Here is a 14,386-nt window from a genome sequence, read left to right on the forward strand (position 1 = left end):
CTTCAGTTATTTGTCTTTGTCTACCAGGCCGATACCGGATTGACCCTTGCGAGCAATCCCGACATGCGTTCACTCAGCTTGTGGTCGTTATCGTCGCTCTCGGGGATCAGCCAGAACCGTCCCGCACGAATGCCCTCGAGCGCGAAAGCCGCAACTTCGTCGGGCTCGGTCAGCGCCATTTTGAGCCCCGTCGTCCGGACGAGGTCCTCCATCGTCTCATAGGCGGGCTTGTTGCCGTCATCGTCGCCATAGTCAGCGGGACGATTGCGCTTGGAGGCGAGGATCGAGGTATTGACCACGTGGGGTCCCGGAAACAGCACCGCTGCCCGGACACGTTCGCCCTCGCGCAGGAGCTGCTGGTAGAGCACCTCGCTGATGCTTGTGACCGCCGCCTTGGACGCGGCATAGATCGGCGTATTGGGCAGCGAGCGCAGTCCGCCATTGGATGAGGACGTGTTGATCACCACCCCCTCCTCGCCGGAGGCAAGCATGCGCGGAACAAAGGCCTGGATGCCATAAACCACGCCGAACACGTTGACGTCGAAACCCCAGTGCCAGTCATTGGCGGGGAGCGACCAGAGCGCCTTTTGGGCCTCGCCCAGCCCCACCCCCGCGTTGTTGAAAAGCAGGTGGATCGCACCGTGCCGCGCCCAGACGGTATCGGCGAGCGCGGCAACCGACTCGGCCTTGGTCACGTCGACCTTGACGCCCGTTACATCGGCGCCGGTTTCGGTCCCGATCTCGGCCGCGGTCGCATCGAGGCGCGCCTGATCGATATCGGCGAGCACCACTTTCGCGCCGGCGCGCGCCAACTGCTCGCCGAGCGCGCGCCCGACGCCACTGGCGCCGCCGGTGATAACGGCTACGCGGTCCGTGAAGTCGCGCATCAGGCCGCCTTTGCGTCCGCAAGCGCAATTTCAATGCCCGGATTACCGGGAGCATCATTGCGCTGCACCCAGAATGGCGCGATCCATTCGCCCGGAACGGTGCGCAGGAGCTGTCCGCTGGTGTTGGTCGCGCCCTCGACATAGTCGAGACTCAGCATCCGCCGGATCGGCACATCGACGAGCGGGTCATAGGCCGATTCATGGAAGCGGATCGCGCCGTCGAAGCTGCGCTTGAGGTTGTAGTTCCGCTTCCAGTTAAGCCGCGTCAGATACACGTCGCCATCGAATTCGCCCGGCGTGGAGATCGAGGGCAACCCCTTGTAGCAGTAGAAATATTCCTCGAAGGGTTCGGGCTTGCCCTGATCGGCGCCCAGCGTGCCCTCGACCTCGAAATAGGTGATGCCATGGCGCGTGCAGGTGGCGCGAACATGATCGCCATTCTTCTCGAAGCTCGTCTCGGCGATCTTCTTTGGCTCGCCAAAGCGCTCCCGACCCGAGGTGACCACGGACTCACCCTCCATCGCCATGTGGAAGACATAGCCCCCGGGCGTGCCCTCATAGTCGCACATCACGCCGAGCGTCAGCGCGCCGATCTCCACCGTGGTTTCAGGGGTGACGTGCATCGCTACATGCGCAAACTGGAGGAAAATTTCGGGCCGCGCCGAGGCCGCGAGCGGGCGCGGCAGCATGGCGCGCGCGATTTCGGGATCCGTCTCGTAGAGAGCGCGCACCGTGCGCACGGTATTGTTGAGTCCCGCCGACCGTGCATGCGCGCTCGGACCCTCGACATAGCGTAGCTTGACCATCAAAGCCTCTCCTTCACGCGGGCAAAATCGTCCCGATCGCGCGGGCCCGCCGCCCGCGCGTCGCCTGTTGCTGTCTTTGATCCAGAGCTAGACGGCGGCCATCTGCCGCGGCGTGTCGCCCTCTGTGTAGAATTGCTCGAAATAGCGCCGGAAGCGCAGGATGGGGCCGTCGCCGTCGCACAGCAGCGGTCGTGCGCGGTGGATCTTGTTGTGCCAGATCGGAATATCGCCTTCGACGCCGCTCTGCCCGCACGTATATTCGATAGCCATCAGCGCGGCCTGATGTTCGGGTGAACCTTCGGGCGTCTCGGGGAAGGTGAAGCAAAAGCGAAGCTCGACCTGATCGGCCTCGACGGGCGTCGCAAGCACCATCAGCGAGAGCGTCACCACGCCCGTGAGTTGGGTGAACTTCTGCCCTGCGCCGTTCTGGATCGTCTGGACGCTCGACGGGATGATCTTCGTCGTGCCGTCGGGCAGCGTCACGGTACGCTCGCCCTGTGCGTCGCTGCGGCGGATATGGCCGTCATAGCTGGTCTGCCCCTCGGGCACCGCCTCCATCTTGTGGACATATTCGAAATGCGCGAGGTCGACGCCATTCTCGGCGATCTCCTGCGGATTGCTCGCGAACGCCCAGAAGCGGCGCACGGGTTGGCTCCAGCCCGCATCGGTGAAGGGCGCATGCTCGATCACGTCAAAGGTCGGCGCGACCCGGTCGGGGTGATACCAGGCCCAGATCACGCCGTTCTTCTCGACCACAGGATAAGGCCGCGCGATCGGCTCACGCTTGGTGATCGGCGGGATCGCCTTGGCATAGGGAATGTCGACGCAGAAGCCGTCAGGGCGGTAGGCCCAGCTATGAAACGGACAACGCAGCCGATCGCCGTCGACCGTCCCGCCATGCCCCATATGCGCACCCAGATGCGGACAATAGGCGTCGAGCAGCCCGACCGTTCCCGACTCTCCGCGAAAGATCACGAGGTCGCGGCCGAAATAGCGGAGCGGCTTGACCTCACCGACCGCGATCTCGTCGCCATAGCTGACAAAGAACCAGCCGAAGGGGATGCCCATCGGGAACCGTTGCAGCATTACCTTACTCTCCCGTTGCCGGCCGGCTGTTGTGCCGGTCCGGACGTCGCCGTGGCGATGTGCGTCAGAATAACCGCCCAACCCTCGCGGGGAAGGCCCCTTGCGGGGACGCACTGTCCGCCATCATGGACAATGGTCTAACGCGTACCTCGGACATGCGCGTCGAGCGCTGACATCTGCGGCTCCATCCACGGGCGCAGCTTGCGGTGCTCGAAACTCGCCGCGAGGTGATCGATGAAGGCGCGCGTCGCAGCGGGCATCAGCCCGGGCGAGAACACCGCCCAGACTTCCTTGTCGTAATAGGCCCATTCCTGGTCGAGCGCGACGAGCCGTCCTTCGTGAAGGTCGTCGCGGATCACGCTGATCGGGATCTGCGCGATGCCGAGGCCATGCCGTGCCGCCGAGGCAAGCGCGGCGCCGCTGTTGCTCTTCCAGTTGCCTGAAACCTTGACGCGCGCGCCGGCCGCATCCTCGTCGTTGAAGTGGAAATAGCCGCCAAGGTCGGCGAGGCAGCCATGTCCGGCCAGATCGGCAGGCGACTGAGGCCAGCCATGCTGCGCAACATAGTCGGGCGACGCGCACAGGCAGTATGACAGATAGCCGAAGAGCCGCGCCTTCAGGCTGGAGTCGTTCAGCCGGCCGTAACGGATGACGACGTCGAACTGCTCCTGCACCAGCTCCGCCTCGCGCAGATACGCGACGACCTCCACCGAGATTTCGCTATGACGCGCGCTGAATTCGGCGACGATCGACGACATGAAGGTGACGCCGAATATGTCACTGAGGCCCACGCGTATCCGACCGACGGGGCGCTCCTGAAACTGTGCCATTTGCCGCTCGATATCGACGAGCGATGCCCTCATCTCGAGACAGCGTTGATGAAAGAGATCGCCCGCCGCGGTCAGCGACAGTCGCCGCGTCGTGCGCACCAGCAATTGCGCACCGACGCGAACCTCAAGCTCGCTCACCATCTTGCTGACATAGGATTTGGAAACGCCCAGCGCCTCGGCGCCCGCGGTGAAGCTTCCGGTCTCGACGACCGCCAGAAACTCTTCGATCCCGCGCCACGTCACCAGCTTCGCTCCCCACATCGCCGTTTCGAACGCGGCGTTGGCGGGGAGGCTAGTCGGCCCGGGAGCTGAGGGGAACCCCGAATTGCCCCGATTGTTCACGATACGGGACAAATCGGACAGACGCTCACGCTCAGGCGGCACGTTTTTCGAACTGCGCCTTTTGCGGACCGATCTTCGCGGCGAGCTTCCACAGTGCGTCCTGATCGACGTCGTAGACCTGGAGCGCATTGCCCGCGAGCATCTTCTGGATGTCGGCCTCTGGCAGGCCGCCCAGACTCAGGCTCATCTTTTCGAGCGTCGAGGGCCAGGTGCCCTCGGGATGCGGATAGTCGGTACCCCACATGATCCGGTCGATCCCGATCTTGTAATAGGCTTCGGTGGTCTCCTCGTCGGGAAGCGCCGAGCAACCGACCCAGATATTGCGCGCGAAATATTCGCTCGGCTTCATCGTCAGGTTGGAGTTGTAGTCGCCCAGCTTGCCGCTGGTGTGCTTGACCGAGGCGCGGATATCCATGAGCTCGATCATCCACGGGAACCAGAACTCGCCGCCGGCCTCGGTGAAGGCGACGTTGAGCCGCGGATAGAGCTCGAACACGCCGCCGAAGATCATCGTCCACATCGGCCGCGTCAGCCAGAAGGCATATTCGGAGAGATAAGTGCCGATCCAGCCGGGCTGGCTGGTGTCATAGGCCGGGGCGCCACCCGAATGGAAATGCACCGGCATGTTCAGTTCCTGGAGCAGATCCCACATCGGATAATATTTCCGGTGGTTGTACATGGCATAGCCGTCCATGATCGCGGGCAGGAATACGCCCTTCAATCCCGCCTCGCGCGCCCAGCGGATTTCCTTCAGATTCGCCTCGACGTCGTAGAGCGCAGGAATGACCGCAAGCCCGATGCGGCGCACCGGATCCTCGCTGCAGAAATCGGCGAGCCAGCGGTTGTGTGCGCGCGCGCCGGCCCATTGCAGCTCGGGATCGACACCGAAAGGGCGCAAGCCGACATCAGCACCGAAGGGCGGCGCGTTGCGCTCGGTGATGCCGTCCGGGAACAGCACCTCGGCAGCGACGCCGTCCTGGTCGAGCACGCGGTTGCGGATCACCGGATCCCACGCGCCCTCCAGCCCGTCCCCGACGCGCGCGCGCCATTTGGTGTTGAAATCGTCGAGCAGGAACAGTTTCTCATGCTCCTCGCGCATCTTGATCTCGCGCTGGACGCGCTCGTCGAACTCGGCGTGGTGCTTCGCCTCCAGATAGTCGCGGTAGCGCTCGGGGGGCAGCCCGACATGACCGTCCGACGATATGACAAGATAGCGGTCCATTACTCTCTCCCGTACTTGGTGGGCGGCGCGTGTACCCGTCGATCGGACGTGGCTGCCGGCTGTTCTGCGTACCCGATAATTACCGCGCGGCATGACGCGACCACAAGGCAACCAGCGCGGACAAACTATCGCTCACAGGAAACGATCGCGGGCTTGCGCGCGCCGGTTTCCGCCAATGCCGGCGTTACCAGCGCATAGATCAGCGACGCCGCCATCAGTCCTGCGAGCACAATGAAGGGCGCAGCGGGAAACAATTGGTACATCGCGACGGCCAGCACGGGTGGCACGACGATCGCAGCGCCCGCGATCGACGAAATCGCACCCGCCACCGCACCCTGTCCCGCATCGGGCGCCGCCAGCGACGCGCCTGCTGTAAAGCCCGGCCGGGCGAGCCCGTAACCGAGATTGACGAGCGCGAACGCTGCGACGAGCGCGGCATATCCGGGCAGCGCCACGATCAACACGTTGCCGATCAGCGCCAGTGCAGCGCCCCAGCGGAGCAGTGCGCGCGGCATCATCCCCGCCATGCCCACAAACCCCCATTGCGCGACGAGCCCCGCGACCGCACCCGCGACCATCGCCATGCCGATCGCGCCCTGCGCCTCGATCGGCGGAAGCCCCAGCCGGTCGATGACAAGGAAACCGAGCGTGTAGGTGTTGGCCGCCTGCGCGGAGCTGACGATGAAGCCGTAAACCAGAAACGGCCTGACCGCGCCATGGTGCCAGATCTCGCGGCCCGTCATGCCCGGTGCGTCATGCGCCACAGCCTGCGCTGCGCGCGTGTCGGCGGGGAGCACAGCCGCCACCGCCGCGATGATCGCCACGCCGCCCAGTGCAAAGATGAACATCGGCCCGGCCAGCCCCGCGGGCGGCAGGATGAGAAAGGGCGCGAGCGCAGGGCCGAGGATCGTCCCCAGGCTCAGCGCGCCACCCAGCGCCGCGATCGCGCGGACGCGGTGCTCGCCCGTGGTCCGCTCGGCGACATAGGCCTGGCTCGCGGTCGCAGAAGCCGATCCGAACATGCCATAGCTCGAACGGATCAGCAGAAAGGCCAGGAATATCACGAACGGCGCGGCCAGCCCTTCCAGCCCCGCAAGCACGACCAGTCCGCACCCGATCATCGAGAAGACGAAACCCGCGAGTCCGAGCAGGATGAAGGGCTTACGGCCGCGCCGATCCGACAGCGCGGCCCACCAGGGTGAACTGATCGCCCACATCAGCGCCGAGAGCGAGAAGACGCTGGCGATGAGAAAATCGGATATCCCGATCTCGCGGCCGATAGCGGGCATCACCGAAATCAGCCCGGTATTGCCGATCACGGTCGCCAGCGTCGTCGCCACAAGCGCGGCAAACCCTGCGCGCGACAGACCCGTCGCCATGGTTGCGTCTCCTAGCCCCAACCGGCCCGACGTCTAGAATTTGATCCTCGCCTCAACCCCGAAGCTGCGCGGATCGCCCCATTGGCGCACAGTGAAGACGCTCAGGTTGATCCCGCTGACCCAGTATTTCTCGTCGGTCAGGTTCCTGCCCCAGACCGACAATTCCATTTCGGTATCACCCGCGAGCGTGATCCCCGCCACCGTCAGGCGCCCGTCTAGGAGGCCGTATGCTTTGCGCTTGCTGAGCACGTCGGGGGTGATCGTGCCCCATTGCTCGCTGCGCCACGAATAGTTGAGGCTGGAGACAAGCTCGGGTCCGCCAAGATCGAGCCGATGCTCGATACCGACCAGATAGTTGTGCTTGGGCGCGAGCGGGATCTTGTAGGTGTCGGTCACGTCGACGCCCGAGGGCAAAATGAACTCCTCATAGCGCGCGTCGAGATAGCCATAGCCGAAATTGACGCTGAGGCTGTCGATCGGGCGCACCTGCCCCTCGATCTCGAAGCCCGTGAACTGCGCCTCGCCGGCGTTGATGATGTTGGTGGTGATCACCGCGGGTACGAACACGCCCGCCTGAAAATCCTTGTAGATGCTGTGATAGACCGCAGCGCTCAGATTCAGTCTGCGATCGAAGAAGGATCCCTTGGTGCCGATCTCGAAGGAGAGCAGCTTTTCGGGGTCATAGGGCGTGTCGAACGCCGCGTTGTTCGACGCGGTGTCGTTGAAGCCGCCGCTCTTGAACCCCGTCGCAACGCGCCCGTAGAGGTTCCAGTCGTCGTCCAGCTTGTAGCTCAGGTTGAGTTCGGGGCTGAGCTGCGACCAGGATTTCTTGTTCTGGAGCGGGATCAGATCGTCGGGTCCCGGTATCCGCCCGGGCAGCGCATTGATGGGCGGGCCGCCGCTGACCGTGATCGGCACGCCCCCCGGGCCGCGCTCAAAGACGCCCGAATTTGGGTTGCTCGGGTTGGCGGCATAGGTGGCGTAGGAGATGAAGCGCTCCCACACATCCTTGGTGTCTTTGGTCCAGCGCAGACCGAGCGCGATATCGAACCGCTCGTCGAGGATGGGCGGCGTCCAGGTGAACTGACCATAGCCCGCGATCGAATAGTTATTCGCGCCGCGCTCGCTCAGATCGAACCGGTTGCCACCGAACTGGAAATTCCAGCGCGGATTGTACACGCTGTAGCTGTCGCGCATGTAGAAGGCGCCGAGCGTATATTTGATGCCATCGCCACTGCCGATGACCTGAAATTCCTCGGAAAACTGCTGGTAATCATTGTTGAGCGTGAAGCGGATAAGGTCGTTTGGCGTGCCGTCGAAATCGCTGTCGCTGCGCGTCCTGAGCTTGCGCCATGCCGAGATCGATTTGAGTGTGACATCGCCGAGAACGCCCGATCCGGCATCATATTCGACAGTCACGGCGTGTCCCGAAACCTTGAAGTCGCTGCGTATGTTGTTGTCCGCCGAAATGCTCTTGGGCCGTTCTGGATGGATATAGGGTGCGATGAGCCGATAGAGCGGCGTGCCCGGCGCGATGCTTCCCGGCGCGCTGATCGCGAGCATCGCGCCGCTGCCCTTGCTGTCGCTGATATCGAAGCCATAGGCGATAGAAAGTCTGTCGGTCGGCTCCCAGAGCAGATCCACACGCCCCGCATTCAACCGCTGCCGCCCGAAATCGAGCGACGGGCCGGTATTCTTGTAGGCCCCGTCGAACTGTCGCCCCGAATAGGCGAACTTCGCCTTGAGCGTGCCGAGGGCATCATCCTCGCTGCCCATGGTGGGGAGGTCGACCCAGATACGTTGCGTGTAGAGATCGTCCTCGCCCGCGCCGAGCGTCAACTGCCCGCCGAACTCGCCCGACGGCTTGCGCGTAATGAGGTTGACCGCCCCGCCGATCGTGTTCTTGCCGTAAAGCGTCCCCTGCGGACCGCGCAGCACTTCGACGCGTTCGAGGTCGACGGTGTCGAAGGCAGCCCCCGTCGACTTCGCGATCGGCACGCCGTCGATGTAGAGGCCAACGGGCTGATCGCGTCCGAGGCTGGTGTCGGACGATGGCGCAAGACCGCGGATCGAGATCAACGGCCCGAAGGTATTGCCCACGGTCTGGTTGATCTGGATGTTGGGGACATAGGTGCCGATGTTGGAGACATTGGTAACGCCGCCGCGGTCGAGCGCCTCGCTTCCCATGGCTGAGACCGAGATCGGCACATCGACCAGTCGCTCCTCACGGCGCTGCGCCGTGACCACTATCTCTTCATTGCCGATACCGGAATTGTCGGAAGCGGCGTCCTGCGCAAATGCGGGCGCGGCAAAGGCCAAAACTGCGGCGCTGTTCATCAGCACGGTCAATCGAGCGCGATTCATCATCCCTCCTGCTCACCAGTGATCGGGATCAAGCATCGCGCCGGTCAGCCGACCGGCATTGAACTTCCTCCCCACATGCTACGATTTTCGTAGTCATATCGCGGCACTGCCTACGCAGTTGATGAGCCGATCAGCTCTGCCGCACGCTCATCCTTGCGGATAGCCCGCACATCAACAAGAGCGCGACCAAGATCAGACTGTTTCTCAGGAAGAATAAACGGCGGAGCGTTGTCCGCCCTCAGTCGGATTGACCTGTCAGATAGCGATGGCGCAATCTCTCGACCGTGGCGGGGTCAATGCCCAGCCCTTCGCTCACATAGCGATCGAACGAGCCGTAGCGTCGTTCGACCTCGGCAAAGGCAGCCTCGATATAGGCCGCGCGCACCGTCATCACGGGTTCGAGATTTTCGCGGCTGATCGGCGTGGGTGATTTCGCGATGGCAACGAGCGCGGCTTCATTCTTGCGGTGGAGATAGATGTTGCTCGCGAGATAATCCGCGATCACCGTCTCGCGTGGCACGCCGAGCATCGTCAGGATCACCGCCGTTGCCCAGCCTGTACGGTCCTTGCCCGCGGTGCAGTGGTAGAGCGTCGGCGGTGCGCTGGGTGCCGCGATGCGGTCAAGCAACGTGGCGTAGGCCGAGCGCGCGCTGTCGAGGCTCACGAACTCGCGATTGGCCTCGGTCAGCATCTCGGCGCCCTTGCCCGTCGCGATCATCTGCATCGCCTGGCGCATGTCGCCCCCAAGGCCGCCCTTGCTCCCCGCAGCCACGTCGAGCACGAGATGCTCGGTGCCCGCGGGCACGCGGTCGGGCTCGCGCGTGCGTTCCGTCGCGGTCCTGAGGTCGGCGATGAGCCCGACGCCAAGGTTCGAGAAAGTCGCAAAATCGGCATCACTCAGCCGGTCGAGCTGATCCGAGCGGTAGAGCATGCCCATGCGCACCCAGCGGCCGTCGCTGGTCCGGTAGCCGCCGATGTCGCGCAGATTGGGCATCGTCGCCAGGTGCAACGCGCGATCCGCGATGACGAGCGGCGCGCCGCGATCGGGGACGAGTGCAAAGAACCAGCGCTTGCCGGGCGCAAGGCCGGTCACTGTTGCGCTGCCATCGCTGCCGCCGCGCGCGACAGGAGACACCCGCTCGATCGAGTCCGGATCGGTGCCCGCGAATATGGTCACTGACGTCGCGCCAGGCGCCGACCAGGATATCACGACGTCCGCACTCTCGCCGACGCGTCCGGCTTTCGCGGCCTGAAACGGAACGACCGCGTTCGCCTGCGCGCTGACGGCGGGGCGCTCCGCAACCGTCGCGCAGCCGTGCAGCATGGGCATTGTCAGAAGCGCTGCCAACGCGACGCTCGATCGATGGTGCATGTGCTGTCGCATCGCCTTCCCCTTCAAAAATTCAGCTTCAGCCGCGCTGCGACGAGATGTTGCCGCCGTCGACGACGAGTTCTGCCGCTGTGATGTAGCTGGCTTCGCTCGAGAGCAGAAAGCGCACGACACGGCCGATTTCCTCGGGCTCGCCAATGCGTCCGAGCAATATGCGTTTCTCGAAAAAGCCATCGGGGAGATGGTCGATCGCGGGCTTGGTCATGGGGGTCAGGATCTGCCCCGGCGAAACCGAGTTGATCCGGATCCCGTCCTGCGCAAGCCGGTCGGCAAGCGACCGAACGAGCGAGAGCATGCCACCCTTGGCCGCGCTGTAGACGGGGTTGACCGCATTGCCGAGCGTGGCGTTGATCGAAGCGATCGCGACCACCGCCGAACCCGGATTCGCCGCGAAATCGCCGTAGAGCTGCTGCACCAGAAAGGCGAGTGCGCGCAGGTGGGTGTTGATCCCCGCGTCCCAGCTTTCCACGGTGATCCCTGCGAGCGAACCCGTGTCGACGATGCCGGCAGCATGGACGAGCCCGCCAATCGGACCGAGCGCATCCCGGCTCGCATCGATCGCCGGCGCGAATCCGTCGAGATCGCGCAGGTCGATGCCGACACCCGCCGCCGCTACGCCGAATTCGTCTGCGATGCGCGCGGCTTCGGCTTCGGCCAGAGAGGCGTTGATGTCAAAGAGAGCAACTGCACGCCCGACCGCTGCGATCGCGCGCGCGGAAGCGAGGCCGATGCCTGACGCCCCTCCCGTCACGATCACGGCGGTTGCGGGCGTGCCAAGCGCGGGCGTCAGGGTCATTCGGGTCATTCCTTCGCTTTGGCCTTTGCCGGGCCCTGTTTGTCGAAAAATCCATCGAGACGGAGATTGGTAATCCGCGGCGCATCCTTGCTCATCGAAACCCACATGAGGTGATCGACCACGGACGGGTCGTCGGCCGCCCCGCCGGGCACCCCGCCCGTGGTGCCGAGCTGGATATAATCACGCCCGTCCCGCGCCTCATAAGCGTATTTGTGATAGTGCCCCGCAAGCACGGTATGTGGGCGGCCCTTGAGCATTGCTTCGATCTCGCGAAAGGCAGGAGAGTCGATCTTCCATGCGGGGCGGTGCATCAGCACGAAAATCCAGCGCGCCTTTGGATTCTTCGCCAGCGCCTCGCGCACCATCTTTACCTGATCGGCGCTGAACGCGACATTCTCCGAGCCGCGGATCTTCGCCGCCAGTTCGGCTAGCCTGGGGTCCTTCGCGAACAGCGCCTCCGCCTCGGCCGGGTCGCCCTGGAGCGCGGTGAACACGGCCTTCATCGCTTCGCCGCCATATTCCTGGAACAGCTTCATCCGCGCGATCTTGGGCTGCGGCGGATCCTCGGTGTTGAGCACAAGGAACAGCGCGTTCTTGTAGGTGAAGCTGTAATAGTCGCCCCCCAGCCGCTTGCGCCAGTCGGTGCGCTGCACCTCGTTGGTCAGGTCGTGATTGCCCGGCACATAGAAGAAGGGGACGCTCAGCCGATTGATAGCGGCATTGACGTCGGCCCACTCGGTATCAAGCTGTTGCCGGTCCTCGGTATTGCCCTCGATGAGATCGCCGATGTTGATGACGAAATCGGGGCGCAGCCGCTCGACCTTGTCCATCGCGTGCTCGAACACGCCCGGCCGGTGCTTGCCTGTCCGGTCGCCGATGACGACGAAACGGAACTCGTCCGCGCCACCCGCAAAATCCTTCTGCGTGCGCGCGACGTCGGGCATGCCCGCATGATAATCCCTGCCCCCCTGCCCGGCGCTTGCGGCGCCGGGCAATGAGAGCGCGAGAACGCCAAGCGCGATGCATGCCCTTTTCATCGCAAGCCCTCCGCTCAGAAATCGAAGCTCAGGTCGACGCCATAGGTTCGCGGTTCGCCGAACAGCGCGCCCGGTCGGCCGATGTTGAACTGCATGATGTAATAGTCGGTATTGGTGAGGTTGCGCCCCCACAGGCCAAGGCGCACGCCGTCGACGCCGGGGATCTCCGCCAGATTGAGCCGCGCATTGAGCAGGCCATAATCGCCGATGATATATTTGCCGCCCGTGATCGTGGAGCTGGTGAACTTGTCGCTCTGCATCGTGTAGTTGACGTTTGCCGAAACCTGACCGATCGGCAGTTCGGGCAGATCATAGTTGAAGTCGAGCGCAAGCGTGTGCTTCGGCGCGTTGGTGAAGCGGTAATTGGCCGAAACGTCATTGCCCGCCGCGTCGATGACCTCGTCATACTGCGCGTCGAGATACCCATAGTTGATGCCGAGCCGCACCGAACGGACGGGCGCAAGCGTCACATCAACTTCTACGCCCTTTACTGTCGCCTTGCCCGCGTTGAGCACGTCGGTGATCCGGATATTGGTCGGATCGGACTGCACGTTGATCTGGATGTCCTCGTACTTCGAGACGAACGCCGCGGCGTTGAATCGCACGGTATTGTCGAGCCACTGGCTCTTCATGCCGAGTTCGTAAGACCAGAGCGTTTCCGAATCGAAGCCCTGATTGAAGCGCGCGATCGAGCTGGCGCGGGTGTTGTAACCGCCCGACTTATAGCCCTTCACCACCTTGCCATAGACGTTCGCATTTTCGGCGACGTCATAGGCGAGGACGAAACTGGGACTGAAATCCTTGAACTTGCGGTTGCCGTCGCCGATGCCCGGCACGGGCACGATCGGCCCGTTATTGACCTGGGTCTGGCGGGCGAGCGTCGCTTCGCGTTGATCCCAGCTCTGGCGGGCGCCGATCGTCACGTGGAGGCGGCGGTCCAGCGCTTCGGGGCTGTAGGTTGCCTGGCCGAAGACGGCCCAGCTTTCGTTCTTGATCGTGGTGGTCGTGAAACTGCGCGTGCGCGTCGGCGGGCTGAAGCTGTTGCTGAAATTGTCGCCCTCTTCGGAGAACCAATAGCCGCCGACGACATATTCGAGCTGCCGGTCAAGCGCGTCGCCGATGAGCTGGAGTTCCTGGCTCCACTGGTCCTGCTTCGCGCGGCTGCTGTTCTTCTGGAGCGGGAACGGTCCGACCGCGCCCGTCAGATAATCCTGGTTCTGGAAGTTATCGAGCTTGCGATAGCCCGTGATCGAGCGGAGCAGGATGGAATCGCTGGCATTCCATTCGGCGATCAAGCTGTGCCCCTGCGAAGTCACGTCATTGGGCACGACGTCGCGGACCAGCGGGCTGCCCGCATCGGGGCGTGGGATCGTCCGTGGGTGGAGTGGCGAGAGCGCGACATAGATCGGCGTGTCCTCGATCTCCGAACGGTCATAGGAATAGCGCAGGTTGAAGGCGTCGGAGGGCTGCCACAGCACATCGGCGCGCATCGCCTGACGGTCCTTGTCGCCCCAGCGCTCCACGATCGTGCCCGGGTTGTCGATGAAGCCGTCCTGCTTAGCCACCATGTAGGAGAAGCGCGCTGCCAGCGTTTCGCCCAAGGCGACGTTGACCGACGCCTTGACGCGACGATTGTCATAGTTGCCGAGCGTAAACTGGCCCTTGAAGCGAAACTCGCCGAGCTCGGGCTTTTTCGTGATGAAGTTGATCGCGCCGCCCGTGGCGTTGCGCCCGTAGAGCGTGCCCTGCGGCCCGCGCAGCACCTCGACACGCTCGAGTTCGGCCACTTCGAGCGCCTGACCCTGGCTGCGCGCGACATAGACGCCGTCCATATAGACCGCGACACCGCCATCCTGCGTGATCTGGTCGTCACTCAGGCCGACGCCGCGCATGAAGATCTGCGTGGTCGCTGCGCTGTTGGGATGCGGGGTAAGCTGAAGATTGGGAACATTGGCGCGCAGATCGACCAGACCGCTGATGCCCTTGTTTTCCAGATCGTCGGCGGTGAAGGCCGCGATCGAGATAGGCGTGTCCTGAAGCGATTCCTCGCGCTTCTGCGCGGTGACGACGATTTCCTCGAGTCCCGTGGCATCGTCGAGCGTGGTTTCACCCGTCTGCGCCAGCGCAGGATGCGCGAAGCTCATCGCCGAGCTGCACAGCAGCAGGCACGTCAACGGCTTGGAAACCTTGTGAATTGTCATCGTCTTCCCCTCCATGAACTTAAGGCGAGCGTTTGCCGCCCTTGCG

General features: G+C 63.7%; 11 protein-coding genes. All 11 read right to left on the minus strand.

The features are described 5' to 3' along the window. Positions 1-20 precede the first annotated feature (20 nt). Complete coding sequence (locus tag D3876_RS01625; RefSeq protein ID WP_119759375.1) at positions 21-887, minus strand: SDR family NAD(P)-dependent oxidoreductase; 867 nt, start codon at positions 885-887, stop codon at positions 21-23. Continuing rightward, positions 887-1,693 (minus strand): acetoacetate decarboxylase family protein, encoded by an 807-nt coding sequence (locus D3876_RS01630; RefSeq protein ID WP_119759376.1) that lies wholly within the window; start codon positions 1,691-1,693, stop codon positions 887-889. Before D3876_RS01630 ends, D3876_RS01625 begins: the two co-directional genes overlap by 1 nt. A gap of 87 nt (positions 1,694-1,780) precedes the next feature. After that, positions 1,781-2,779 carry a Rieske 2Fe-2S domain-containing protein gene (locus D3876_RS01635; RefSeq protein WP_119759377.1) on the minus strand — a complete coding sequence of 333 codons (999 nt, stop codon included), beginning with the start codon at positions 2,777-2,779 and terminating at the stop codon, positions 1,781-1,783. A gap of 137 nt (positions 2,780-2,916) precedes the next feature. After that, the gene (locus D3876_RS01640) at positions 2,917-3,852 is read right to left on the minus strand and encodes a LysR family transcriptional regulator (RefSeq protein WP_119760894.1); all 936 of its coding nucleotides are present in this window, start codon (positions 3,850-3,852) and stop codon (positions 2,917-2,919) included. A gap of 130 nt (positions 3,853-3,982) precedes the next feature. Next, complete coding sequence (locus D3876_RS01645) at positions 3,983-5,173, minus strand: amidohydrolase family protein (protein ID WP_119759378.1); 1,191 nt, start codon at positions 5,171-5,173, stop codon at positions 3,983-3,985. A gap of 125 nt (positions 5,174-5,298) precedes the next feature. Then, positions 5,299-6,552, minus strand: a complete 1,254-nt coding sequence (locus tag D3876_RS01650) for an MFS transporter (RefSeq protein WP_119759379.1) — start codon at positions 6,550-6,552, stop codon at positions 5,299-5,301. Between the two features lie 33 nt (positions 6,553-6,585). After that, positions 6,586-8,916 carry a TonB-dependent receptor gene (locus D3876_RS01655; RefSeq protein ID WP_238475195.1) on the minus strand — a complete coding sequence of 777 codons (2,331 nt, stop codon included), beginning with the start codon at positions 8,914-8,916 and terminating at the stop codon, positions 6,586-6,588. Between the two features lie 238 nt (positions 8,917-9,154). Further along, positions 9,155-10,288, minus strand: a complete 1,134-nt coding sequence (locus tag D3876_RS01660) for a tyrosine-protein phosphatase (protein ID WP_238475196.1) — start codon at positions 10,286-10,288, stop codon at positions 9,155-9,157. Between the two features lie 37 nt (positions 10,289-10,325). Continuing rightward, entirely contained in the window at positions 10,326-11,102 is a 777-nt protein-coding gene (locus D3876_RS01665) for an SDR family NAD(P)-dependent oxidoreductase (RefSeq protein WP_119759380.1), read from the minus strand. Between the two features lie 5 nt (positions 11,103-11,107). Next, on the minus strand, positions 11,108-12,139 hold the full coding sequence (locus D3876_RS01670; RefSeq protein ID WP_119759381.1) for a metallophosphoesterase family protein: 1,032 nt from the start codon (positions 12,137-12,139) through the stop codon (positions 11,108-11,110). A gap of 14 nt (positions 12,140-12,153) precedes the next feature. Continuing rightward, a complete protein-coding gene (locus D3876_RS01675) occupies positions 12,154-14,340 on the minus strand; it encodes a TonB-dependent receptor (RefSeq protein ID WP_119760898.1) in 2,187 nt (728 codons plus the stop codon). Positions 14,341-14,386 lie beyond the last annotated feature (46 nt).

This window comes from Sphingomonas cavernae (assembly GCF_003590775.1).
Taxonomy (GTDB): Bacteria; Pseudomonadota; Alphaproteobacteria; order Sphingomonadales; family Sphingomonadaceae; genus Sphingobium_A; species Sphingobium_A cavernae.

What these genes read in the sequence shown, in the direction of transcription:
- D3876_RS01625 (WP_119759375.1), bottom strand. Translation starts at nt 887, where the DNA reads ATGCGCGACTTCACGGACCGCGTAGCCGTTATCACCGGCGGCGCCAGT.
- D3876_RS01630 (WP_119759376.1), bottom strand. Translation starts at nt 1,693, where the DNA reads ATGGTCAAGCTACGCTATGTCGAGGGTCCGAGCGCGCATGCACGGTCG.
- D3876_RS01635 (WP_119759377.1), bottom strand. Translation starts at nt 2,779, where the DNA reads ATGCTGCAACGGTTCCCGATGGGCATCCCCTTCGGCTGGTTCTTTGTC.
- D3876_RS01645 (WP_119759378.1), bottom strand. Translation starts at nt 5,173, where the DNA reads ATGGACCGCTATCTTGTCATATCGTCGGACGGTCATGTCGGGCTGCCC.
- D3876_RS01650 (WP_119759379.1), bottom strand. Translation starts at nt 6,552, where the DNA reads ATGGCGACGGGTCTGTCGCGCGCAGGGTTTGCCGCGCTTGTGGCGACG.
- D3876_RS01655 (WP_238475195.1), bottom strand. Translation starts at nt 8,916, where the DNA reads ATGAATCGCGCTCGATTGACCGTGCTGATGAACAGCGCCGCAGTTTTG.
- D3876_RS01660 (WP_238475196.1), bottom strand. Translation starts at nt 10,288, where the DNA reads ATGCACCATCGATCGAGCGTCGCGTTGGCAGCGCTTCTGACAATGCCC.
- D3876_RS01665 (WP_119759380.1), bottom strand. Translation starts at nt 11,102, where the DNA reads ATGACCCTGACGCCCGCGCTTGGCACGCCCGCAACCGCCGTGATCGTG.
- D3876_RS01670 (WP_119759381.1), bottom strand. Translation starts at nt 12,139, where the DNA reads ATGAAAAGGGCATGCATCGCGCTTGGCGTTCTCGCGCTCTCATTGCCC.
- D3876_RS01675 (WP_119760898.1), bottom strand. Translation starts at nt 14,340, where the DNA reads ATGACAATTCACAAGGTTTCCAAGCCGTTGACGTGCCTGCTGCTGTGC.